The 22,680-nt window shown below is 62.5% G+C and carries 23 protein-coding genes; 11 read left to right on the top strand and 12 right to left on the bottom strand.

What is annotated here, in order from left to right; genetic code table 11:
- The first annotated feature begins 69 nt into the window (after window positions 1-69).
- On the top strand, window positions 70-942 hold the full coding sequence (locus tag QP891_RS04355; RefSeq protein WP_284770145.1) for a ferredoxin family protein: 873 nt from the start codon (window positions 70-72) through the stop codon (window positions 940-942).
- On the opposite strand, the gene QP891_RS04360 is transcribed toward QP891_RS04355, so the two are convergent.
- The 3 genes from QP891_RS04360 to QP891_RS04370 form a co-directional block, all read right to left on the bottom strand.
- The gene (locus QP891_RS04360) at window positions 929-1,609 is read right to left on the bottom strand and encodes a methionine ABC transporter permease (protein ID WP_005277229.1); all 681 of its coding nucleotides are present in this window, start codon (window positions 1,607-1,609) and stop codon (window positions 929-931) included. The two genes, QP891_RS04355 and QP891_RS04360, sit on opposite strands and share 14 nt — an antisense overlap.
- Window positions 1,606-2,643, bottom strand: a complete 1,038-nt coding sequence (locus QP891_RS04365) for a methionine ABC transporter ATP-binding protein (protein ID WP_284770144.1) — start codon at window positions 2,641-2,643, stop codon at window positions 1,606-1,608. Before QP891_RS04365 ends, QP891_RS04360 begins: the two co-directional genes overlap by 4 nt.
- 72 nt (window positions 2,644-2,715) lie before the next feature.
- Window positions 2,716-3,579: a MetQ/NlpA family ABC transporter substrate-binding protein gene (locus QP891_RS04370; protein WP_023016795.1), complete on the bottom strand. Its 864-nt coding sequence runs from the start codon at window positions 3,577-3,579 to the stop codon at window positions 2,716-2,718.
- A 136-nt stretch (window positions 3,580-3,715) separates the two neighbouring features.
- Here QP891_RS04370 and QP891_RS04375 point away from each other — a divergent pair, with 136 nt between their 5' ends.
- On the top strand, window positions 3,716-6,835 hold the full coding sequence (locus QP891_RS04375; protein WP_284770143.1) for an error-prone DNA polymerase: 3,120 nt from the start codon (window positions 3,716-3,718) through the stop codon (window positions 6,833-6,835).
- Window positions 6,836-7,000: 165 nt separating this feature from the next.
- Here QP891_RS04375 and QP891_RS04380 read toward each other — a convergent pair whose 3' ends face one another.
- Window positions 7,001-7,228 carry a helix-turn-helix domain-containing protein gene (locus tag QP891_RS04380; RefSeq protein WP_005277240.1) on the bottom strand — a complete coding sequence of 76 codons (228 nt, stop codon included), beginning with the start codon at window positions 7,226-7,228 and terminating at the stop codon, window positions 7,001-7,003.
- Complete coding sequence (locus QP891_RS04385) at window positions 7,212-7,760, bottom strand: hypothetical protein (protein ID WP_284770142.1); 549 nt, start codon at window positions 7,758-7,760, stop codon at window positions 7,212-7,214. The genes QP891_RS04380 and QP891_RS04385 overlap by 17 nt, the downstream gene beginning before the upstream one ends.
- 112 nt (window positions 7,761-7,872) lie before the next feature.
- Here QP891_RS04385 and QP891_RS04390 point away from each other — a divergent pair, with 112 nt between their 5' ends.
- Both QP891_RS04390 and QP891_RS04395 read left to right on the top strand, forming a co-directional pair.
- Window positions 7,873-8,334, top strand: a complete 462-nt coding sequence (locus QP891_RS04390; RefSeq protein ID WP_284770141.1) for a PH domain-containing protein — start codon at window positions 7,873-7,875, stop codon at window positions 8,332-8,334.
- The gene (locus QP891_RS04395) at window positions 8,331-9,632 is read left to right on the top strand and encodes a PH domain-containing protein (RefSeq protein WP_284770140.1); all 1,302 of its coding nucleotides are present in this window, start codon (window positions 8,331-8,333) and stop codon (window positions 9,630-9,632) included. Before QP891_RS04390 ends, QP891_RS04395 begins: the two co-directional genes overlap by 4 nt.
- Here the strand turns inward: QP891_RS04395 and QP891_RS04400 are convergent.
- Window positions 9,616-10,086, bottom strand: coding sequence for a tRNA (cytidine(34)-2'-O)-methyltransferase (locus QP891_RS04400; protein WP_284770139.1), 471 nt, complete (start codon window positions 10,084-10,086; stop codon window positions 9,616-9,618). The two genes, QP891_RS04395 and QP891_RS04400, sit on opposite strands and share 17 nt — an antisense overlap.
- Window positions 10,087-10,109: 23 nt before the next feature.
- Here QP891_RS04400 and QP891_RS04405 point away from each other — a divergent pair, with 23 nt between their 5' ends.
- The 3 genes from QP891_RS04405 (at window position 10,110) to QP891_RS04415 (ending at window position 12,353) form a co-directional block, all read left to right on the top strand.
- A complete protein-coding gene (locus QP891_RS04405) occupies window positions 10,110-10,958 on the top strand; it encodes a bifunctional methylenetetrahydrofolate dehydrogenase/methenyltetrahydrofolate cyclohydrolase (RefSeq protein WP_023025319.1) in 849 nt (282 codons plus the stop codon).
- The gene (locus tag QP891_RS04410; RefSeq protein WP_284770138.1) at window positions 10,955-11,269 is read left to right on the top strand and encodes a DUF3017 domain-containing protein; all 315 of its coding nucleotides are present in this window, start codon (window positions 10,955-10,957) and stop codon (window positions 11,267-11,269) included. Before QP891_RS04405 ends, QP891_RS04410 begins: the two co-directional genes overlap by 4 nt.
- Window positions 11,270-11,384: 115 nt before the next feature.
- The gene (locus QP891_RS04415; protein WP_284770137.1) at window positions 11,385-12,353 is read left to right on the top strand and encodes an HNH endonuclease signature motif containing protein; all 969 of its coding nucleotides are present in this window, start codon (window positions 11,385-11,387) and stop codon (window positions 12,351-12,353) included.
- A gap of 225 nt (window positions 12,354-12,578) precedes the next feature.
- Here QP891_RS04415 and metX read toward each other — a convergent pair whose 3' ends face one another.
- The 4 genes from metX to QP891_RS04435 form a co-directional block, all read right to left on the bottom strand.
- Entirely contained in the window at window positions 12,579-13,685 is a 1,107-nt protein-coding gene (gene metX, locus QP891_RS04420; RefSeq protein ID WP_284770136.1) for a homoserine O-acetyltransferase MetX, read from the bottom strand.
- Window positions 13,682-14,998: an O-acetylhomoserine/O-acetylserine sulfhydrylase gene (locus QP891_RS04425; protein WP_284770135.1), complete on the bottom strand. Its 1,317-nt coding sequence runs from the start codon at window positions 14,996-14,998 to the stop codon at window positions 13,682-13,684. Before QP891_RS04425 ends, metX begins: the two co-directional genes overlap by 4 nt.
- Window positions 14,999-15,080: 82 nt before the next feature.
- Window positions 15,081-15,662: an MBL fold metallo-hydrolase gene (locus QP891_RS04430; protein WP_284770134.1), complete on the bottom strand. Its 582-nt coding sequence runs from the start codon at window positions 15,660-15,662 to the stop codon at window positions 15,081-15,083.
- Window positions 15,663-15,676: 14 nt separating this feature from the next.
- The gene (locus tag QP891_RS04435) at window positions 15,677-15,889 is read right to left on the bottom strand and encodes a hypothetical protein (RefSeq protein WP_284770133.1); all 213 of its coding nucleotides are present in this window, start codon (window positions 15,887-15,889) and stop codon (window positions 15,677-15,679) included.
- A 221-nt stretch (window positions 15,890-16,110) separates the two neighbouring features.
- On the opposite strand from QP891_RS04435, the gene QP891_RS04440 reads away from it, so the two are divergent.
- From QP891_RS04440 to QP891_RS04450, 3 genes are read left to right on the top strand one after another with little or no spacing between them, the layout of a single operon-like run.
- Window positions 16,111-18,672, top strand: coding sequence for a nitric-oxide reductase large subunit (locus tag QP891_RS04440; RefSeq protein WP_284770132.1), 2,562 nt, complete (start codon window positions 16,111-16,113; stop codon window positions 18,670-18,672).
- Window positions 18,672-19,316, top strand: coding sequence for a hypothetical protein (locus tag QP891_RS04445; protein ID WP_284770131.1), 645 nt, complete (start codon window positions 18,672-18,674; stop codon window positions 19,314-19,316). Before QP891_RS04440 ends, QP891_RS04445 begins: the two co-directional genes overlap by 1 nt.
- Window positions 19,317-20,153: an SPFH domain-containing protein gene (locus QP891_RS04450; RefSeq protein ID WP_023025338.1), complete on the top strand. Its 837-nt coding sequence runs from the start codon at window positions 19,317-19,319 to the stop codon at window positions 20,151-20,153.
- 4 nt (window positions 20,154-20,157) lie between these two features.
- Here QP891_RS04450 and QP891_RS04455 read toward each other — a convergent pair whose 3' ends face one another.
- A complete protein-coding gene (locus QP891_RS04455) occupies window positions 20,158-20,355 on the bottom strand; it encodes a hypothetical protein (RefSeq protein ID WP_284770130.1) in 198 nt (65 codons plus the stop codon).
- A gap of 37 nt (window positions 20,356-20,392) precedes the next feature.
- Complete coding sequence (gene pdxR, locus QP891_RS04460; protein ID WP_284770129.1) at window positions 20,393-21,709, bottom strand: MocR-like pyridoxine biosynthesis transcription factor PdxR; 1,317 nt, start codon at window positions 21,707-21,709, stop codon at window positions 20,393-20,395.
- 81 nt (window positions 21,710-21,790) lie between these two features.
- On the opposite strand from pdxR, the gene pdxS reads away from it, so the two are divergent.
- Complete coding sequence (gene pdxS, locus QP891_RS04465) at window positions 21,791-22,678, top strand: pyridoxal 5'-phosphate synthase lyase subunit PdxS (protein WP_284770128.1); 888 nt, start codon at window positions 21,791-21,793, stop codon at window positions 22,676-22,678.
- Window positions 22,679-22,680: the final 2 nt, after the last annotated feature.

The raw sequence follows: 22,680 nt of genomic DNA on the forward strand, positions 1-22,680 counted from the left end.
GGGGGCAGATCTTGACCGAATTGTTGCCAAATATGTGAGCTGAGTTGCAGACGGGTTAGGCTAGGGTACATGACCGATTTCTGTTCAGATTACCAGGTGGAACCGCTGCCCGGCACAGCGAAAAAAGAGTCCGTGTTTGTCCTCTTTGAGTGGCCCGGCGGCTGGTCGCGCGACGTGCTTGATGGCGATACTTTTGGCCCAGAACTCACGGCCCAACTGAAGAAAAAACTCAAGGGCCAGGCCGGGCTGCAATTGATTCGCCGCCCCGGCCGCGATGGCCGCCAAATCGGCACCATGCACCGGTGTTACCTGGTGTGGGCTGAGCAGGGCGTGATGGAATTGGTCCTTTTGACCGGCCCGGAAAAGATTCTGGATCTGGATCTCTCCGCGCCGGGCCGCAATGGGGGAGGAACCCTCGATACGCCCCTGGTTTTGGTGTGCACCCATGCTAAGCGCGATAAGTGCTGCGCCGTGAAGGGGCGCCCGCTCGCCGCGGAGCTGGTGGAGGATTACCCGGATATGGTGTGGGAGACCTCGCACACGAAGGGGCACCGCTTCGCGCCCTCGGTCATGCTCATGCCGTGGGCCTATTCCTTTGGCCGGATGAATAAGGAAGCCGCCGCGCAGATGATTGCGGCGGCGGCGGAAGGGAAATATTTCTACCCGGTCAATCGCGGGCGCGGCATTTTCGGCCCGCGCGGCCAAGTGGCGGAGTTGGCGGTAGCGCGCGAGCTTATCGATGCCTCTGAGGACCTCTACTACGGCCAGCTCTACGCAGAAGACGAAAAGCAGGGCCCCGTGGTCACGCATGCCGATGGCCGGCGGTGGAGCGTGACGCTCGAGCAGCGCGCCGTGGAAGGAGTGGTTTCTTCCTGCGGCGACGCACCCAAGACCGGCAAGGCGCTTGTGGCCACGGATGTGGAGCTTATTAGCGGCGCATAACCTTGGAGGATAGCCAGTTGCCAAAGAACTGCGCTGCCTGCACCAGCACGATGATGATAAGCGTGGCCACGACGGTGACTTCCCACTCGAAGGCGCGGTAGCCGTAGACGATGGCGAAGTCACCCAGTCCGCCGCCGCCGACGTAGCCGGCCATGGCGGACATATCCACGATGGCGATAAACAGGAAGGTATAGCCCAGAATCAGCGGGCCGAGGGCCTCCGGGATAATCACGGAGGTAATGATCTTCCACGGTGAAGCACCCATGGCGCGGGCGGCCTCGATAACGCCTGGGTCGATGGCCACGAGGTTTTGTTCCACCACGCGCGCTACGGAGAACGTGGCGGCGATGACCATCACGAAGGTGGCCGGTTCGCGGCCGATGGATCCGCCCATCACGGCGACGGTGAGTGGCTGCGCAAACGCCAGCAAAATAATAAACGGGATGGGGCGAACGAAGTTCACCAGCAGGTTGACCACCAGGTAGACGGCCTTATTTTGCAGGATGCCGCCCGGGCGGGCGGTGTAGAGCAAGATGCCGAGCCCCAGGCCCAAAATGCCGGCGACGACGAGGGTGGTCGAGACCATGATGAGGGTGTCGACGATGGCATCGACAAGCGATCCGCCCAAGCGGTCCCAGTCGGCGGCGGCGAGATAGTTGACGTTCATCGTTCAATCTCCTCAATTTGAGTGGTGGCAGATAGGGCGCGGTAGAACTCTTCGATGGCGGCGTCGTCACCGCTCAAGCGCACGGTGAGCTTGCCAAAGGAGTGCTGTTGCAAGGTGGTAATACCGCCGTGGACGACGGCGATGGATACGCCCGCATCCTTCAGCTTGGCGGCGGCGCCGAAGAAGCCGGATTCCTCGGTCAGGTTGATGGTAAACAGGCGGCCTTCATGAACGAGCAGGTCATCGGTTTCCACCACGTCGGGCTCATTGCGCAGCGAGGTAGCAACGAACTTGGCGGCCACGGCGGTCTGGGGATTGGAAAAGACCTGGTAGACGCTGCCTTGTTCTACGACGCGGCCATTTTCCATCACCGCAACCTTATCCGCGATGGAGCGCACGACCTCCATTTCGTGGGTAATGACCACGATGGTGATGCCGAGCTCCTTATTCACCCGGCGCAGCAGGTCGAGGACCTCCTGCGTGGTGGTGGGGTCGAGGGCGGACGTGGCTTCATCGGCAAGCAGCAGCGAAGGATTCGTGGCCAGGGCGCGCGCGATGCCCACGCGCTGCTTCTGGCCGCCGGAAAGCTGTTCCGGGTAGCTTTTCCCCTTATCTCCCAGGCCAACAAAATCCAGCAGCTCCTGCACACGCTGTTGGCGCTCGCGCTTGCCGATGCCCTGCAACTGCAGCGGGTACTCAATATTGCCCGCCGCAGTGCGGGAGTTCATGAGGTTAAACTGCTGGAAGATCATGCCGATATTGCGGCGGATGCCGCGCAGCTTCTTTTCGGACATGCCGACGATATTCTGGCCATCGAGCAGCAGCTCGCCGGAGGTGGGCGTATCCAGGCCGTTGATCATGCGGACCAAGGTGGATTTGCCGGCGCCGGAGTAGCCGATGATGCCGATGATCTCGCCGGAATCGACGGTCAAGGAGACATCGTCAAGAGCTTTGACCTCGGCCTTTTTCTGTTGGAAGACCTTGGTGATATTGCGGAACTCAATGCGAGTGCCGTTCTGGGTGGAATCTGCCACGGGTTGCGTCCTTAGTGAGGAAGTGCCAAACCCCGCCGGGGTGAAAACCGGCGGGGTAGAAGGCAAGGGTGATTAGTCCAAATCTGCTTCGAGCTTGTCCAGGATTTCCTGGAGTTCTTCTGGGGTGCGCTCGACCTCGACGGAGGTACCTGCGGAGTCCTCGTCGACGCCCTTTTGTACCGCATCGGAGTGCCACAGCTCGGCGAGCTTCTTGATGTCCTCGTTATCGGCGTCTTCCTCGCGAACGGCAAAGACGTTGATATAAGGCTCAGCCTCTTCGGAGTTCGGGTCATCCTGGAAGACGGCGGTGGCCGGGTCGATGCCGGCGCGCTCCAGGAAGGAGTTATTGATAATCGCCGGGGTGCCCTCGCCATGCGCGGATGGGGTCTGGGCTGCATCGACCGGCACGACCTTGACCTTGGACTTCTTCTCATCGATGTCCAGCGGCGTTGGGGTGATAAGCCCGTCCTTCTTCAAGGTGATAAGGCCAGCCTGGACCAGCACGTTGATGGCGCGGCCCTGGTTGGTGGAGTCATTCGGGATGGCAACTTCTTCGCCCTCAATGCCATCGAGGGAGTCGTGGCCCTTCCAGAACAGCGCCAGCGGCACGATTTCGGTGGCGACGATGGGGACCAGGTTGGTGCCATTGCCGTGGTTGTACTCGGCCAGGAACTTCAGGTGCTGGAAGTTATTGGTGTCCAGCTCGCCCTGGTTTAGGGCCTGGTTCGGGGTGTTGTAATCCGAGAAAGACTTGATGTCGATGTCGTAGCCGGCGTCCTTGGCTTCTTGCTCAAAGGCAACCCAGGCCTGCTTTGCATCATCGGTGGTGCCAACGGTGATGGTCTTGTCATCATCTGCGTCGGAGGAGCAGGCCACAAGGCTGGTGGCGGCGACGGTAACGGCGGCGGTAGCGGCCGCTGCGCGACGAATCTGCATGAGGTCCCCTTACATGTAGGAGTTTAAATAAATTGACCGTTTAGCAATCTAGCAATAAGCGAACCGCTTTGTCTATTGAACGCGTCTCATCGTGCCGGGTTGTATAGAACATTAATTCGACATTACCCTGTGAAGGGTGAAATTTAATGGTGGAAAGGCGCTGCCGTGGTCGCGTTTAGAAAGGATACTATCCGGCAAGGACGCTGCCGCGCCCGTCGCCGTGCATCACCTCGGCGGCGGCGATGAGCCTGTCCAGCGCGGGTATTCCGCCGTGCCCTTTGCGGAGCTGCACGCGGTAAGCTCCTATAGCTTTCTCGACGGCGCCGCCGAGCCGGAAGAGCTGGTCGCCCGCGCCCTAGAGCTTGGCCTCGAGGGGCTGGCTGTTGTGGATCGGGATGGCTTCTACGGCCTGATGAAATTCGCGGAAGCCGCAGCTAGGGCCGGACTTTCGGCCATATACGGCGCGGAGCTTTCCCTCGCGGAGGCCCCAGTGACCGTGCTGGCGCGCACGCCGGAAGGCTATCGCCGCCTCTCTCGCCTTATCGCCCGCGCGCGGATGGATGCCGGGGAGAAAGGAGGCGTTGCCTACCCGCCCCTAGACGCCGTGGCGCGTGAGCTAGAAGAGGAGTGCTTTTTCCTGCTGGGGTGGGAGGCTATACAAAAAATCGATCACGTTCTCGAAAGAATAAAAATAGACAGCATAGTTCTCGAATATGCGTGCACAATGTCTCCCGAAGATGCGGATCACCACAGTTTCCTGGATAAGTACAATAATCTCCGCGCCATCGCAACCGCTCGACCTGCGGCAGCAACGCGCGACCAGGTAAGGCTCGCCGCCGCTAAACGCGCCTTGGCGCACCGCCAATCCTTAGAGGAAGCCGCACCGGATGCCCACCCGATGGGCGCAGGCTGGATGCGCTCCGGCGAGCAGATGGCCCAGTTGCTTCCCGGCCGGCCCGAGCTTATCGCCGAAACCGTGCGCCTTGCCCGCGAGTGTTCCTTTACCTGGGGTGCACTTGCGCCCAACCTGCCGGACTTTGTCGTCCCGGAGGGGCATACCGAGATGAGCTGGCTCGAACACGAGGTGTGGCGGCGCGGTAAAAAGCGCTACGCCTCGCGCCCGCCCGAAATACAGGCCAAGGCGAAAAAGCAGATGCGGCACGAGCTGGGCATCATCAAGCAGCTGGGCTTTCCGGGCTATTTCCTCATCGTCTGCGACTTGGTGGATTTCTGCCGCCAGGAAAATATCCTCTGTCAGGGGCGCGGCTCGGCAGCTAATTCCGCCGTCTGTTTCGCGCTGGGCATTACCAACGCCGAGCCCATTTCGGCGCAGCTGCTCTTCGAGCGCTTCCTGTCGCCGGATCGCGATGGCCCGCCCGATATCGACATCGACATCGAATCCGGCCGGCGCGAGGAGGTCATCCAATACGTCTATCGCACCCACGGCCGCGACCGCGCCGCACAGGTGGCTAACGTCATTACCTACCGCCGCAAGGGTGCTACCCGCGACGCCGCCCGCGCGCTGGGCTACCCACAGGGCTCGGCCGATGCGTGGTCGAAGGGCATAGCCGAGCCGCCTGCCGATGTCTCCTTACTCGCCGAGCAATTCCTCGACCAGCCGCGCCACCTCGGCATCCACTCCGGCGGCATGGTCTTATGTGACCGGCCAATCGCGGACGTGGTGCCGATGGAATGGGCCCGCATGGAAGGCCGCTCCGTGCTGCAATGGGATAAGGACGATTGCGCCGCCGCCGGGCTGGTGAAATTCGACCTGCTGGGCCTCGGCATGCTGGAGGCGCTGCACCACATGATCGATGCCGTGCGCACCACCACCGGCCGCGAGGTGCGCCTGTGGGAACTCGACCTAGCCGAGCCCGCTGTCTATGACATGCTCTGCCGCGCTGATGCCGTCGGCGTCTTCCAAGTGGAGTCCCGCGCGCAGCTGGCCACGCTGCCGCGGCTCAAACCGCGCTGTTTCTTCGACCTTGTGGTGGAGGTCGCGCTCATTCGCCCCGGCCCCATCCAGGGCGGTTCCGTGCACCCCTACCTGCGCCGGCGCGATAGCCTCGAGCCCGTGACCTATGACCACCCGGTGCTGGAGAAATCGCTGGGTAAAACCCTGGGCATCCCGCTTTTTCAAGAGCAATTGATGCAGATTGCGGTGGATGCCGCCGGTTTTACCGGCGCCGAGGCCGATGACCTGCGCCGCGCCATGGGTTCGAAGCGCTCACCGGCCAAGATGGCCGCGCTGCGCAGCCGCTTTTTCGAGGGCCTGCGCGCCACCAACGGCATCGACGGTGAAGTCGCGGAGAAGCTCTGGGCCAAGATCACCGCCTTTGCCGCCTACGGTTTCCCGGAATCGCACTCGCAGTCCTTCGCCTCGCTGGTGTATTTTTCCGCGTGGTTCAAGCACCACTACCCGGCGGAGTTCTGCGTGGGCTTGCTGCGCGCGCAGCCCATGGGCTTTTATTCGCCGCAGTCGCTCATTCAGGATGCCCGGCGCCACGGCGTGCGCGTGCTGCCGGTGAGCATCAATGATTCCGGCGCGCAGGCCAGGGCGCTGCCCACCGGCGAGATCCGGTTGGGCCTCAACCTCATCAAGGGGCTGGGGGACAAGGCCGCCGAGCGCGTGGAGGCCACAGCGCCTTTTAGCACCGTCTCCGATCTGTCGCGCCGGGCGGATCTTAGCGTGGAGCAGGTGGAGGCGCTGGCCACGGCGGGGGCGCTGGAGTGCTTGGGGTTGGAGCGCCGCCAAGCGCTTTGGCAGGCTGGCGTCGCCGCCACCGAGCGCGAGGGCATGCTGCCCGGCACCTCCGCGCTCGCCTCACCGCACCTGCCCGGCATGTCGGTGTTCGAGCTGATGGCTACCGATGTCGCCGCTACCGGCGTCACCCACGATAAGCAGCCTATGGAGCTAGTCAGGGCCGCGCTTGGCGATGTCCTGCCTTCCTCCCGCCTTCCCCACGTCCCCGATGGCACCCGCGTGCGCATCGCCGGCATCATTACGCACCGCCAGCGCCCGCGCACCGCCTCCGGCCTGACCTTTTTGGGAGTGGAGGATGAAACCGGACTGATGAACGTGATGGTCTCGCCCGGGCTGTGGTCCCGCCAGAAGGTGCTCGCCCGTACCGCCCGCGCGCTTATCATCCGCGGCATCGTGCAAAACGCCACCGGCGCGGTAAGCGTGGTCGCGGATAAGCTCGAGCCGCTGGACTTTGGTGATTTCCTCTCGCGCGGCTCCCGGGATTTCCGCTAGTTTTCTCCGCATCGAAGCCCAAAAGCGGTGGCCAGGCCGAGAAAAACATCGCCGGCCGGTACTAGACGCCGGCGGCGAGTTAGTTAGCCATTAGGAATTCTTCCTATAGATTTCCGTGGACGTAGGTCAAAGTACTGCATAAACCCAACATAATGACAAGGTTTTCTATTCCACTTCGAAGATATCGCCCGGCTGGCAGTCCAGTGCCGCACACAGTGCTGCAAGGGTGTTAAAGCGTACGGCCTTGGCGCGATTATTCTTCAGAACGGACAGGTTAACTGGGGTGATACCTACCTCTTTGGCGAGCGCCGCTCCGGTAATACCGCGCTCTTCCATTATCCGGTCGAGGTGGCAGATCACCTGGGGTTCTTGCTCCTCAGACAAGGCCTTCAACCTCCTCTTCGAGCTTGCTGCCGCGCTTGATGGCAACTGAGAAGAGCTGGAGAGTGCAGACAAAAAGGTAGGGCAGCGCAAGCTCGCCTAATGGGGTTCCGCTCTGGTTGGCCCACCAGTCAATGTCGAGCTGCGAGGAAGCCCAGTTATTGCCCATACCTTCGAGTGGGAAGCGTCCGATAAACCAGACAAGGATTCCGATGGTCATGCCGTTAAGAAAGCGGATGTTTTTCGTATTGAAAACCTGCCCACGAAGCATCGGTTTGACCAAACGGTAGGCAAAGAACGCGATAATCAAGATTCCTGCAATCTTGACGACGAGCCCCGCAGTGAGCATCCAGAATGGCCCGCCGTCGAGGTTGTGCTTGCTTAGGCCTTCCGGGATGGCCGCACTCAGTGCGGTGGAAAAGCGTCCGGTGACAAGGTCGCGCAGGTAGGTGGGGCCGAGGATGATAATGGTGAACAGGCAGAGGGCGGCCGCCGCGTTAATTTCGCGTCGCTCAGCTTGAGAGGTGGGCTGTGGGGTGGTCATGACAATCCTTTCCGTCGATTCCTTATCGACTTTCGATGTTGTCGTAATTCGATAATATCGACTAACGATAAGTTGCGCAAGGGTGCGAGACCGATTGCTACTGTCAGTAGCTATGAGCGAAGAAATGAACCCCGTCTCGCCGCGTTTGGTGAAGGTGCGCTACATCCGCCACCTGGGCTGGACGGTTATTTCCGCCGCGGCGGCCGCAGCGGCAGGGTACTGGTGGACCCCGTGGTTCTACTGGGCGGCGGGGCTCTTCACCGTCCTCTTTTTCTGGCTGCTCTGGCTCATTCCGGCCCAAGTGCGCCGCATGGGCTGGTGCGAAACCGACGATGAGCTGCTCATTACGCGCGGCAAGCTGTGGCATTCTTTCACCGTTGTGCCCTACGGCCGCATCCAGTTCGTGGACGTGACTGCCGGCCCCCTCGAGCGCGCCTTCGGGCTCAAGGAGCTGCAGCTGCACACCGCCTCCGCAACCACGGACGCCACGGTGAAGGGTTTGGACGCCCCGCTTGCCGATGCCCTCCGCACCCGCCTCACCCACCACGCCCGCGAACGGATGAGCGGGCTATGAGTTACCACCGCGTCCACCGCTTGACCCCGCTGCTGCAGCTGTGGTCGGTCATCCTGGCCGTCATCGCGGCTTTTGCCTTAAACGTCAATATGGAGGCGCTGCGCGGAATCTTTGCCTTCGTTACCGGCGAACACAGCGCCGCGGACCTGCGCGATATCGGCCTCGCCCTAGCCGGATTCATTGCAGTATGCGCAGTGGTCTGGCTCGTATCCGGCGTGTGGTGGCGCCAGATGGGCTACCGGCTGGGCGAGGAGGAACTCACCTTGCGCCGCGGGGTTATTTCGAAGCAGCAGCGCACCGCGCGCTATGACCGCACGCAGGCGGTCGACGTCGTCGAGCCCGTTATCGCCCGCCTTTTCCGGCTCGCAGCCGTGCGCGTGGAAACGGCCGGCGGGCAGTCGTCCGCCATCGAAATCGCCTTCCTGAAAAAGCGCGATGCCGAGGCCCTGCGCGCCGAAATCCTCTCCCGCGTCCACGGCGAGCCGCGGGAGCGGCCGACTGAGGAGCAGCCAGCCGAAGAAGAGGACAACGTCCTTATCCCCGAAATCCCCATCGCGCGTTCCCTGGCCGCGGCCGCTTTGCACGTGTCCACGATCGTCCTCATTGCGGCCCTTGTATTCCTCGTGGTCACACCGATGTCCCTGACCATCACGCTGCCTATCCTTTTGGCCACCGTCCCGCGCGCCTGGAACGTGATTGACTCCTCGTGGCGCTATACCGCCAGCCTTGAGGATGGCGTGCTCAATATCACCTACGGCCTTGCCGATCGCCGCCGCCAAAACATCCGCCTCGAGCGCATCCACGCCGTCCAAGTCACCCAGCCCTTCCTGTGGCGGCCCTTCGACTGGTACGAAACGCGCGTGTCGGTCGCCGGCTACGGCGGCATGGCCAGCGGCGAGGGATCGGGATCGACGCGCATCGTGCCCGTCGGCAAGCGCAGCCAAGCCCGGCAATTCCTGCCCGCCGACGCCGCCCCGACCTATGCCTCGCCCGCGCGCGCCAAATGGGTCTCGCCCATCGATTACCGGCAGCAAACCGTCGCGCTGACCGGCGACTATGTCATCGTGCGCGCCGGCCGCTTCAACCGCCGCGTCCAAGCCATCGAGCTGCGCCACATCCAGGAACTCACCCTGCGCCGCGGCCCGATATCCCAGCTGCTCGGCCTAGCCACGGTGGAGCTCGACCTCGTGCAGGGGCCCGTGTCCATGGCGGCGCGCAACCTCGCGCTTGCCGATGCCCACGCGCTGCTTAACCGCCTGCGCTCCCGCGACCTGCCAGAACTTACACCGCTCCCTTAAAACCAAGCTGGCGCCACGCCTCAAAGACCGCGGTAGACGCGGAGTTGGAGAGGTTCATCGAGCGCCTGGCCGGGATCATCGGAATGCGCACCTGATCGGTGATGCGCGGATGGTTGACATGCTCATCTGGCAGGCCGGTCGGCTCCGTGCCAAAGAGCAGCACGTCGCCGTCCTGGTACTCAACCTCCGTAAACCACTTATCCGTATGCGTGGTAAAGGCGAAAACGCGCGCGCCGGGCAGTGCCTCCATGCACGCGTCGAAATCCTTGTGGAGCTGCACATCTGCCAGGTCGTGATAGTCCAACCCGGCGCGTTTTAAGTGCTTATCGTCAAAATTAAACCCCAGCGGCTCAATCAGGTGCAGGCTCGCGCCCGTCACCGCCGCGGTGCGAATGGCATTGCCGGTATTGGTCGGGATGACGGGATTATCAAAGACGATGTGCAGCTGGCTCATGCCTTCAGTCTAGGATGGGGGCTATGAGCGCTACCAAACTAGATGGCACCTTGTACCGTGACGAGATTTTTGCGGACCTCGCCGAGCGCGTGGCCGCCCTGAAGGACAAGGGGATAACCCCTGGCCTGGCCACCGTTCTGGTGGGTGAGGACCCAGGCTCCCAGTCCTATGTAAAGATGAAGCACCGCGATTGCGAAAAGTTGGGTATTAATTCCATTCGCAAGGACCTGCCGGCGGATATTTCGCAGGAGGAACTCGAGGCGGTCATCGATGAGCTCAATGCCGATGACGCCTGTACCGGCTACATCGTCCAGCTCCCGCTGCCCAAGCACTTGGATGAAAACGCCATCCTCGAGCGCATCGATCCGGAAAAGGACGCCGATGGTCTCCACCCGGTCAACCTGGGCAAGCTCGTTCTCAATGAGGAAGCCCCGCTGCCGTGCACCCCGAATGGCTGCCTGCACCTGCTGCGCCGCTTCGGCGTGGAGCTGGACGGCGCCAAGACCGTCGTCATCGGCCGCGGCGTGACCGTCGGTCGCCCCATTGGCCTGATGCTGACCCGCCGCAGCGAGAACTCTACGGTCACCCTGTGCCACACTGGCACGAAGGATCTTGCCGCCGAAACCCGCAATGCCGATATCGTCATCGCCGCCGCCGGCCAGCCACACATGCTCACCGCAGACATGATTAAGGAAGGCGCCGCGCTTCTCGATGTCGGCGTATCCCGCGTCGACGGCAAGCTCACCGGCGATATCGCCCCCGACTGCTGGGATAAGGCTGGGTACGTCTCGCCCAACCCAGGCGGCGTCGGACCGCTCACGCGGGCCTTCTTGGTGCGCAACATCGTTGAGCGCGCGGAAAAGCTGGCGTGAATTTAGACAACCCTCACGACGCGCACCTGAAACCGTCCCCGCTGCCCGCCTCCGTGCAGTGGGTGGCCATCGGGCTCTTCATCGCCGGGGTGGCCGTGTCCGGCGGCTACGCCATTTTCGAGTATTGGCGCAGGGCTACCTTCTTGCTCGGGCTCGCGCTGCTGTGGCTGACGGTGGTGCGCCTGACCTGCGATTCGCGCCGCGTCGGCGTGCTGGCGGTGCGCTCGCGCCGCTTCGATGCCACCTTTACCGGGGTCATCGGCGCGCTGATGACCTTTCTCGCTTACTCCGTGGACGCGCTGGGCAGCTAGTTATCCACAGGTGATTGTTTCAGTATCACCAATCTGCGGAGTGTCGCGCGGCTATCCACAGCCGCCGCGCACTTGGCCTCGCGCCCTCAGCTACCCGCGGTTTAGGCTCGGGGCCATGATTTCGGATTACCTCGCAGCGATAAACTCCCCGATGGCGCTCATCGGGGAGTGCGCTGGGCTATCCGAAGCCGAATTGGTAGACCGCGGTTTTAGCGATAAAGAGGCAGCGGAATTCGCGCGCTTGGCAGATACGTATTTTGGCAAGACATCGTTTAGCGCCAAGCAGCGCGCCGCCCGAACGACCGCGCTCCCGCTCGATGCGCTGAAAATCATCGAGGTGCACGCGCAGAAGCTGAAGACCCAGCGCGCGGCGTGGGCCCTGCGCGAGGAGCTGTGCCGGCTCAACGTTTCTACCAGCGAGATAGAAAAGCGCGCCCGCCGCCGCGTCAAGGAGGAGCGCACACAGAAGCGCGCGGAGGGCGTGCGTCTTACCCGCCGCACCGATGACCTGTGGACGCTGACCATCACCGCGGAATCGGGCCTGGTGGCTGAGATTAATAACCACGTCTCCACCGTGGACGATGCGCGCCGGGTATTTGCAGAGGGCGCGGCCGCCTCCACCATCACTACTAACGTGGTCCTCACGCTAGATGACATGGTGAAGGTTACCCACGGCGAGGACGACGTCACCCTGCAGCTGACTAACGGTGCCACCATCACCGGTGCGCAGCTAGCGGAGCGCGCGCTTGCCGATGCCGGCCTCATCACCCTCATCCACCCCGTCACCGGCCCCGTGAACCTGTACCACACGCGCCGGCTGGCCACCTGGAAGCAGCGGCAGATGGCGATGGCCGAAAATCCGGTGTGCCCGTGGCCTGATTGTCATATCCCTGCCGATGAATGCCAGGTTCACCACCTGCAACCGTGGCTGCTCGGCGGCGAGACCAACTCCGAGAACTTGACCATCGCCTGCAAGTATCACAACGCCGTCAACGACGATGACCCAAATGCCCCGCCCCGTCGTGGGCGCCTAGAGCGCCACCCGCACGAAGGCATCGTGTGGCGCCCGCCCTGGGCCCGATAAAGAACATTGCCGAAGCCAGCGCAGTTAAACCTGCGCCGCTCCGGCGATCCTTCTGTATGCCTTCTGCAAGGAGTCCGGGCTAGCCACTTACCGTGCCCCCGTTCCGGACCCCGCCACTATCTGCCTCGCGCCGCGTCCCGTTCGTGCGTCGAGCCACCAGTGACCGTAAACCGCTGGCGTAGGCGATGCGGAATTGCGCACGCGCCGGCGTGTAGGCGGGGTTGGCTAGATGGCGTAGTCGATTGTGCTGTCCGCGTCCAGCGGGTGCGGTTGGGACAGGGTGAGGAAGTTGCGCAGGATGCGGTCCATCTGGCGCGACTCCGTGAGGAACGCATCGTGGCCGACGGGAGAGACTACCTTCGCCATGGCCAGCAGGTTGCCTAGGTTCCGAGAGAGGTGTTCCTGCTGGTGATAGGGATAAAGGATGTCCGTATCGACGCCCACGACCATGGTCGGTACCTGCGAAGAACCCAGCGCGCGGTTCAGGCCGCCGCGGCCACGGCCGATGTCGTGGCGGTTGAGGGCCTCGGTAAGTGTGACATAGGAGCCGGCATCAAAATGATCCGCCAGCTTCGAGCCCTGATAATCCAGGTAGGAGTTCACGGCGAAGCGCTGGTCGTGCCGGCGATAGGGCCCGAGGGGTTCTTCGTCGGTTTGGGCCTGAACACCAAAGCGCTCATCAATTTCCTGCTCGCCGCGATACGTCAGGTGCGCGATGCGCCGCGCCGCCGCGAGTCCCTCGCGAGGGCGCTGGGAGGAGGAATAATAGTCGCCGCCGTGCCAGAAGGGATCGCGTTCAATCGCGGAAATCTGCGCCGACTGGATACCAATCTGCCACGCGGAGGCGCGCGCGGAGACGGCGATAACGCACGCAGCATCGACCGCCTCCGGGTACATCAGCGTCCATTCCAAGGCGCGTGCACCACCCATAGAACCGCCGATAATCGCATGTACGCGCGTTATTCCGAGTTCTTCCAGCGCCTTTTTCTCCGCGGCCACCAAATCGCGAATGGATAGCGCCGGAAAACGCGATCCCCAACTGCGGCCATCTGGATGCGGGGAGGAGGGGCCGGTGGATCCATTGCAGCCACCGAGTGCGTTCATGGCGATAACGCACCACTTCGTCGTATCCAGCGCCTTGCCTGGGCCAATGAGATCGCACCACCACTCGGCCACATCGGCGTTGCCGGTCAGCGCGTGTTCCACCAAGATGACGTTATTTCCGCCGTGCGGATCGCCGAGGAAATGGCCGAAGCGGTGGTAGGCGATGTGGGCATCGGAAAGCGTGGCGCCTGCTTCGGTGCGAAAATCGCCGATACTTATACAGCTCATGCCAGTGCGTTAAATCCCAATTCGAGGTCAGCAATGATGTCGTCGATATCTTCAATGCCCACAGACAAACGGATGGTGGACTGCGCGATACCCGCCGCGGCTAGGGCGGCATCATCGGACTGCGAGTGCGTGGTGGTCGCCGGGTGAACCGCGAGTGAGCGGGTATCGCCGATATTGGCGAGGTTGGAGTGGAGTTTTAGGGCATCGATAAACGCCCATGCTTCCTCGCGCCCGCCCTCGATATCGAAGGACAGCACGGAGCCGGTATAGGAGTAACCCAGCTTCTCCTTGATCTTCTTATACGGTGAGGAATCCAGGCCGGCGTAGTTGACCTTCGTCACCTTGGCGTGGCCTTCCAGGTACTCGGCCACGGCTTGGGCGTTGGCATTGTGCTTGTCGATGCGCAGCCCTACCGTCTCAATGCCATTAAGCGTCAGCCATGCATTGAACGGAGAAATGGCGGCGCCGGTATCGCGCAGCAGGCCGGCGCGGGCCTTGAGCGCGAAGGCGGGGGCGCCGAGGTCGGCGTACTTCAGGCCGTGGTAGGCCTCGTCGGGGGTGATGAAGTGGGGGAATACCGGCTCGCCGTCGCGCTCGACGGTCCAGTCGAAGGAGCCGCCGTCAATAATCGCGCCGCCCACCGCAGAACCGTTGCCGGTGTAGAACTTCGTGGTCGAAACCACGACGATGTCCGCGCCCAAGTCGAGCGGGCGGGCCAGCGCTGCGGTGGCGATGGTGTTATCCACGATGAGCGGGACCTGGTTAGTGTGCGCGACCTCGGCGATGGCGGGGATATCGAGGACATCGGCTACCGGGTTGCCAAAGGTCTCGCCGTAAAAGGCCTTGGTATTAGGCTGTACGGCGTCCTGCCAGGACTGGGGGTCGTCCGGGTTTTCCACGAGGGTGACGTCGATGCCAAGGCGCTTGAGCGTGACGGTAAAGAGGGTGGAGGTGCCGCCGTAGAGGCGCGGGGAGGAAACGATGTGATCGCCTGCCGAGGCGAGGTTGAAAATGGCCGCGGTCTCTGCGGCCTGGCCCGAGGCAAAGGCCACGGCGGCCACGCCGCCTTCAAGGGAGGCCAAGCGCTCTTCCAGCGCATCCTGCGTTGGGTTGGTCAGGCGGGTGTAGATGGGGCCCGCATCGGAGAGGTTAAAGCGGTTGGCCGCGTGCTCGGCGTCATCAAAGACGTACGAGGTGGTTTGGTAAATCGGCACATTGCGGGAGTTGTGCGCGCCGTCGAGGTTTTGGCCTGCATGAACGGAGCGGGTGGCGAAGGACCAGTCTGCGTTGGAGTTATCGTATTTCGTCGTCATGCCACGCAAGACTAGACCAAGCGGTATGTAACGTACAGCACCCCGCTGCGAAACCGCAGGGTAGTCAGAGAATAAAAATAGACTAAGCGGTAAATTTCTCGCCTGGATTTAGCCGCTTATAGCCCTGTACTCCGGCTTTGGTGAGCATGGTGTCGAAGGCGGTGCGGCCGACATCGGAAAGCACGGCGTCATGGATGGGGATCGTGACCGCGGCGCCGACGCGCTGGGCATAATCGGCGGCCTCCGCGGCCTTTACCCAGGGCCCAGCGATGGGCAGGAGCAACACGTTGGCCGGGTGATCGATGTACTGATCGCCCGGGTGGAGCAGGCCACCCAAGTAGTAGCCCACGTTGGCCGGGCGCGGGATATTCGGGTGGATCGGCGCGTGTTGGCCGCCGAGTACTTCGATGTCGAGGCCGGCGACGGTGATGGTCTCGCCCGGTGCAACCGCGGTACCGCGCCCCAGCTGTTCGCAGGCTTCGGCGGGCGCCCAGAGTGGGGCATCGGAAAGCCGGTCCGGGTCTAGGTGATCTGCATGCGCATGGGTAATGAGCACCGCATCGGCGTCGGGAAAGGCGGGCGTCATGGTTCCGGGATCGATGAGGATACGCCCGCCCGGCGCCGCAACTGCGACGCAGGCGTGGCCAAGCAAGCTAAATTCCATGCGTCCTAGCCTATCTACTGCGGGTCTTTTTCGTCCTTGCGGCGAAATAGGTACCAGATGCCGAGGATTGCGCCGAAGAGCAGGATTGCTGAGGCGATAAAGACCATGGCGACCACCATTGTGCGGTGTGGATCGTTTAAGAAAATCATGCAGACGATGGCGGCGAGGAAAATCGCGGCGAATAATGTGATGAGCCAATTGCGCTTGGTGTGCTCTGCGAATGTCATGCATTAATTGTTACGGAAAAACCGGGGGTAAACAAGCTGGGTGGGGATTCTGGGGGCGGAACCCGGCTATATGGTGCACCGATTTTCCCAATAATGCTCGCGTGCGGGCTGGCCGATGTGGGCGAATGGGGGTAGGGGCCTTCCGTTCGACTATTTAACACCGCTTTGTCCGTTCATAATGATGTATGTCGAACTCTCTACAACTGTGAAAAGGACACTTTATGGCCACCACGACTGGGGTTGAGGACCGGAAGAAACCGGTCCTCAAGGTGAGCAACGTGTGGGTGCAAGGCATTGCCCTCGTCATGATCTTTGGCTTTTTGGTCATGGGATTTTTGGCGTACCGCACCTATGACGCATCCATGCCGTTGCCGGAAAAGATTGTCTCCGAATCCACGGGCGAAACGGTCTTAACCAAGGAAGAGATCACTAACGGCCAGGCGCTGTACCAGGCCCGCGGCCTGCAGCAATACGGCTCCGTGCTGGGCCACGGCGCCTACCTGGGCCCGGACTATACGGCGGAGTACCTGCGCCGCGCTCTCGATCACGCCCGCGAGGAAAACGACGCGAATGGTATGCCCGATTTCGTTGATTCTTCCGCCACTCCCGAAGAGGCCGTGGTAGAAGAATTCCGCACCAACCGCTATGACGAAGAAACGGGCGTGCTGGAGTGGACCGATAACCAGATTTCGGCATTCGAGGCCAATAAGGACTACTACGCTCAGTACTTTGGCCCCGATTCCCACAACAGTGGCTTGCCGTCGGACTTTATTACCGATGAGCAAGACATCAATAACCTCGTAGGTTTCTTCGGTTGGACCGCGTGGGCTTCGGCGGCAGAGCGTCCGGGCCACGACTATTCCTATACCAATAACTGGCCCGCGGAATCGCGCGTGGACAACGGCCCGACCGCGGACCTCGTGGTGTGGTCGGTGCTCTCGCTCATCGCGCTCATCGGCGGTACCGGCCTGATCTTTGCGATTTACGGCCGGTGGTCCAAGTCCATTGGTTGGCATTCGGAAGAAGCACCGAACCTGGACTTCAAGCAGCCGGGCGAGGTCGGGCTGACCAAGTCGCAGAAGGTGGTGGCCTGGTTCGTCCTGGTCATTGCGTTGCTGTTCTTAATCCAGGCGCTGCTGGGTGCGGCCAGCCAGCACTATCGCACCGAGCTCACCGGTTTCTTCGGCATTCCGCTGCAAGAGATCTTGCCGTATAACGTCTCGCGCACCTGGCACCTGCAGCTATCACTGCTGTGGACCGCCGGCGGCCTGTTGGCGGCGGGTATCTTCCTCGCCTCCTTCGTGGGCAAGAAAGAGCCGAAGAAGCAGCACTGGCTCGTCTGGTTCCTCCTGGGAGCCATCGCCGTAGTGGTCTTCGGGTCGATGGCCTTTGAATGGCTCTCCACCATGGGCTATATCGAAGAGGGAACGCTATTTTCTCAGCAGTGGGAATACCTCGATCTCCCGCGCTTCTTCCAAGTCCTGCTCACCATTGGCATGTTCGTGTGGATCGGCATCATCTACCGCCAACTGCGCGGGCGGTTAAAAAATGAGCACAAGTCTAATATGCCGTGGTTGTTCTTCTTTGCGGGCCTCGCCATCCCGGCGTTTTACGCGGTGGGCAACCTGGCTGGCTCGGAAACCCACATTTCCGTCGCTGAATTCTGGCGCTTCTGGGTGGTCCACCTGTGGGTGGAGGACTTCCTGGAGCTATTTACCACCGTCATGGTGGCCTACGTCTTCGTCCTGCTCGGCGTGGTCCGTGAAAAGATCGCCCTGGGCATCATCTTCTTGGACGTCATCCTTTATTCCACCGGTGGCGTGCTGGGTACGATGCACCACCTGTACTTCTCCGGCACCCCGGTCGAGCACATGGCCCTGGGCGCGTTCTTCTCGGCCGCCGAGGTGGTCCCGCTGACGCTGTTGACGGTGGAGGCGTGGACGTTCATGCAGCTGGGTTCCCGCCAGCGCGCTTCTGGGGAGCGACCCTTCCCGCACCGTTGGGCCGTGATGTTCCTCGTTGCCGTTGGTTTCTGGAACTTCTTGGGCGCAGGCATCTTTGGCTTCCTAGTCAACCTGCCTATCGTGTCCTACTACGAAATCGGTACGGCGCTGACGGCCAACCACGCCCACGGCGCAATGATGGGTGTGTATGGCTTCCTGGCTGTAGGCCTGTCGGTCTTTGCACTGCGCTATCTCATCCCCAAGGACAAATGGTCCGATAAGGCCATGGGCTGGGCTTTCTGGCTGCAAAACCTGGGCCTGTTGTGGATGGTGGTAATTTCGCTGCTGCCACTGGGCATCATGCAGCTTTACGAGTCCGTCGGCTCCGGGTACGTGGAGGCGCGTTCGTTGGGCTATATCACCCAACCTGGAAACTTCGTTATGGAGTGGCTGCGCCTGCCTGGCGATGTCATGTTCCTCATCGGCATCCTGCCCTTCCTTTGGATGGCGCTGCGCGGGGTGCTCTACAACAAGGACATCCCCACGGTGGATGAGCACCCGACTAACCCGCTGTTTAGCATCATTACCCCAGACGAGGACGACCACGCGGGCGAGGTTCCCGTGGGATCCTCGGTGGGACTGGTTTCTGGAGGCAAGGGGCGAGTCGACAAGCGCAGCTCCACGGGCCGGCGCTACGGGTACGTTGATGAGCGCGGTGCCTTCGTAGAGGAGGAAGATCCCGATGCTGAGCGCGGCGATTCCGCCACCGCGCCGCGCCAGGAATTTGAATCGCGCACGAAGTGGGGCGGTACCTACCGCTCGGATAAGAAGGACGACTAATGCCGGGTGCATTTACCGTACTATCCGCGTGCTACGGGCTCTTCCTGCTCGCAGTGGCCTGGGTATTCGACCTGCTGGCGCAACAAACCGCCAACCGCACCATGTCCAACCAATCCGGCACGTTCCGGTACATGGAAGACCACGATGCTTGGCGATGCCCCGAAGATCACTGGCTCTGGCCCTCCAGCTTCGACCCGGAAAACCGCGTCATGCGCTACCGCGCGAACCCGACCGTGTGCAATACCTGCCCGGTCAAGCAGCAGTGCACGGTCTCGCACCATGGCCGGGAGGTCACGCGCCAGTTGGATCCGTGGCCGCACTCGGATTCGGGGCGCTTCCACCGCGGCATCGCGCTGGCGGTGGCGGCGATGGGCTACTTGCTGCCCTTGGCCTCGCTGATTAGCTACCATTCGCCCGCGGAAGTGGCGTTGACGCTGGCTACGGTGCTTATCATCACCGGTTTCGGCGTGTACCCGCTGGCCCGCCACCTGTGGAATACGCCCTCGAACGCGCCGCAGCTGGTGGTGCCGGAGATGGATAACCGCGAGGCGGAGTTGGCGGCGCAGGTCGATCGCTATGGTTCGAAGTACGGAAAATCCACGCGCTACCGCTCGGTGCGTCAAGAACTGGAAGGGGAAATCTAAGTGTCCGCTCCCGTATTCTGGCCGATCGTCATCGGCATCATCCTCGCTCTCATCGGGGTGTTTTTGTCCTACTCGCTCAAGGTGATTAAGCAGTATGAGCGGGGCGTGACCTTCCGCTTTGGCCACCTGCGACCGATGCTGGAGCCGGGGCTGCATTTCTTGCTGCCGGGCATCGATAAGCTGGAGCGCGTGGATTTGCGCGTGGTCACGCTGACGATTCCGCCGCAAGAAATCATCACCAAGGACAACGTGTCCGTGCGCGTGAATGCGGTGGTCATGTTCGAGGTCACCGATTCGAGCAAGGCGGTCCTCGAGGTAGAAAACTACGCCGTGGCCACCTCGCAGATTGCGCAGACCACCCTGCGTTCGCTTTTGGGTCGGGCGAGCCTCGATGACCTGCTGGCCCACCGCGAGGAGCTTAACGAGGACCTAGCGGCGATCATCAACGGCCAAACCGAACGGTGGGGAGTGTTGACCCGCATCGTGGAGATTAAGGACGTGGAAATCCCAGAGATGATGCAGCGCGCCCTGGCGCGCGAGGCGGAGGCGGAGCGCGAGCGCCGCGCCAAGGTCATTTCGGCCCACGGTGAGCTGCAGTCTTCCCGCGAGCTGCGCGAGGCTGCAGAGGAGTTGGGCAAGGCCCCGGCGGCGCTGCAGCTGCGCTACCTACAAACGGTCCTGGAACTCGGCGCGGACCAAAACTCCACCATCGTCTTCCCGCTGCCCATAGACATCATGGGCGGGTTCATGGAAAACCTGGGCACCTTTAATAAGGGCTTCAAGGAATTCAGTGAGAACTTCTCGCACGCGGTGAATACGGAAAAGCCTGCGGACTAGGCATTTAAGAATGCGGCCCCTGCCCAGCGGAGGGGCCGTTTTTCTGTGCCTCTCGAAGTTGCGCGATGGCCTGCGAATTCTGCTGGATGTCTTTGGTATTGCGCGAGACTTGCACGATTAAATAAATGGCACCGGCTATAAGTCCGATGAAGATAGCTAGCGGGATGAGCATGAGCAGAAGTTCGAGCGGGCCAAGCATCATTCTTACGTCTTTCTGTGCGAGGGCATTTAAATTCAGGCTAACATTCGCGTTGCGCGGCGGCGACCGCGCTCAGGCTGCGGCGCAGATCGTCATCGCTTAGGTGGCCAAAGCCTAAAACCACGCCGTCTTCGGCGTCCACGCCGCCCCAGTATTCGCGCAGCGGGGTCAGCTTGATGCCGCGGGCGGCGGCCCGCGGGACGATGGCCGGGTTGCACAGCAAAACCGCATGTAGACCGCCATTGATGGGCAGCAGGCGCGCGCCGGGGAGAGAGCCCAGGGCATCGGCCACGAGGTCGCGGCGGCGCTTGTAGGTCCGGCGCATGCGTCCGGTGTGGCGCCGCAGCGCCCCGCTGGCCAGGTAATGGGCGAGCGCGGCCTGCGGGATGGTGCCGACCGGCTGGCCAAAGATATCGCGCTGCTTGTCGATGCCCCCGCGCAGCCCATCCGGGATCACCACATAGCCGCAGGCGATGGACGGCGAAATCACGGTGGAAAACGTACCGAGCAACACGGTGCGCTCTGGGGCGAGCGCAGCGAGCGCGGGCAGCGGCTGACCCACGTAGCGCAGCTCGGAATCGAAGTCATCCTCGATGAGTAAAGCGCCATGCTGGCGGGCCCAGGCGACGAGTTCGGCGCGGCGTTCGGCCGGCAGCGAGGCGCCATACGGGTACTGGTGGCTTGGGGTGACAATCAGCGCGTCGAGGTCGGTATCGGGAACGGTAACGCCATCGGCATCGGTGGGTACGTTCACCAGCTCATGGCCAAGCGCCTGCGGGATGCGCCGCAGGCTGGGATAACCGGGCGATTCGACGCCGACGCGCAGCGCGGTACCGAGCGTACGCAGCACTAAAGCGAGGCCATCGCGGGCGCCGGCGGTAACGACGATGCGGCGCGGATCTACCCGCAGCCCGCGCATGTAGCGCAGGTGGTTGGCGATGTGGTGGGGGAGTGGAGGGGCATCGGAAAGCGGCTGGGCGGCGGCATCGCGCCAGGCTGCGCGCCATTCGGGGGTGATGATGCCGGCGGTATCGGGCAGGCCGGGCGTCAGTTCCAAAAGGTCAGGCGCGGCAGCGGGCTGCGGCGCGGGCTCGGGGCGCGGCGGCGGGCTGTGAGGCAGGCGGGGATTGATGACGGTGCCGGAACCAACCTCAGCGCTGAGGTAGCCCTCGGCGGTGAGCTGCTCATACGCGGTAACGACGCTGCCCCGGGAGACGCCGAGCTGGGTGGCCAGCGCGCGGGTGGAGGGGACGGGCTCGCCGGGCAGCAGGGCGCCGGAGGTGACATCGGCGCGCACGGCGGCGGCGATTTGCACCGGCAGGGCGCGCGTATCGGCGGGGTCGAGGCGCAGGGGCATAAAAACAGTATAAGTGGTACAACCCAACACGCGGGAAATGGTTCTTTACTTGTACCACTTGGGCAGGGCAGTATAGAGCGCATGACCGAAAACATTGCGACCACGCGCGTGAAACGTGGACTAGCTGACATGCTCAAGGGCGGCGTCATCATGGACGTCGTGACCCCGGAACAGGCGCGCATCGCCGAGGATGCGGGCGCCAGCGCCGTCATGGCACTTGAGCGCGTGCCTGCCGATATCCGCGCCCAGGGTGGCGTGGCCCGCATGTCCGATCCGGAGCTTATCGAGGGCATCGTCGACGCCGTATCCATCCCCGTGATGGCGAAGGCGCGCATCGGCCACTTCGTCGAGGCGCAGATTCTGGGCGAGCTCGGCGTGGACTTCATCGATGAGTCCGAGGTGCTCAGCCCCGCCGATTACGTCAACCACATCAATAAGTGGGACTTCGACGTGCCATTCGTGTGCGGTGCGACCAACCTGGGCGAGGCCCTGCGCCGCATCACCGAGGGTGCGGCCATGATTCGCTCCAAGGGCGAGGCCGGCACCGGCGATGTCTCCGAGGCCGTCAAGCACCTGCGCACGATTCGCGCGGAGATCGCCCGACTGCAGCACCTCGACCGCGATGAGCTCTACGTTGCCGCCAAGGAACTCCAGGCGCCGTATGACCTGGTAGCGGAGGTTGCGGAGACCGGTAAGCTGCCGGTCGTCCTCTTCGTTGCCGGCGGCGTGGCCACGCCTGCCGATGCCGCCCTCGTCCGCCAGATGGGCGCCGAAGGCGTCTTCGTGGGCTCCGGCATCTTCAAATCCGGTAACCCGGCGGCGCGCGCGGAGGCCATCGTGAAGGCCGCCACGCTTTATGATGCCCCCGCCGAGCTCGCCAAGCTTTCCCGCGGCCTGGGCGAGGCCATGGTCGGCATCAATGTCGGCGATGTGCCGGCACCGCACCGCCTGGCCGAGCGCGGCTGGTAATC

The sequence above is a fragment of the Corynebacterium sp. MSK310 genome (assembly GCF_030227355.1).
In the GTDB taxonomy this organism is placed as follows: domain Bacteria; phylum Actinomycetota; class Actinomycetes; order Mycobacteriales; family Mycobacteriaceae; genus Corynebacterium; species Corynebacterium rhinophilum.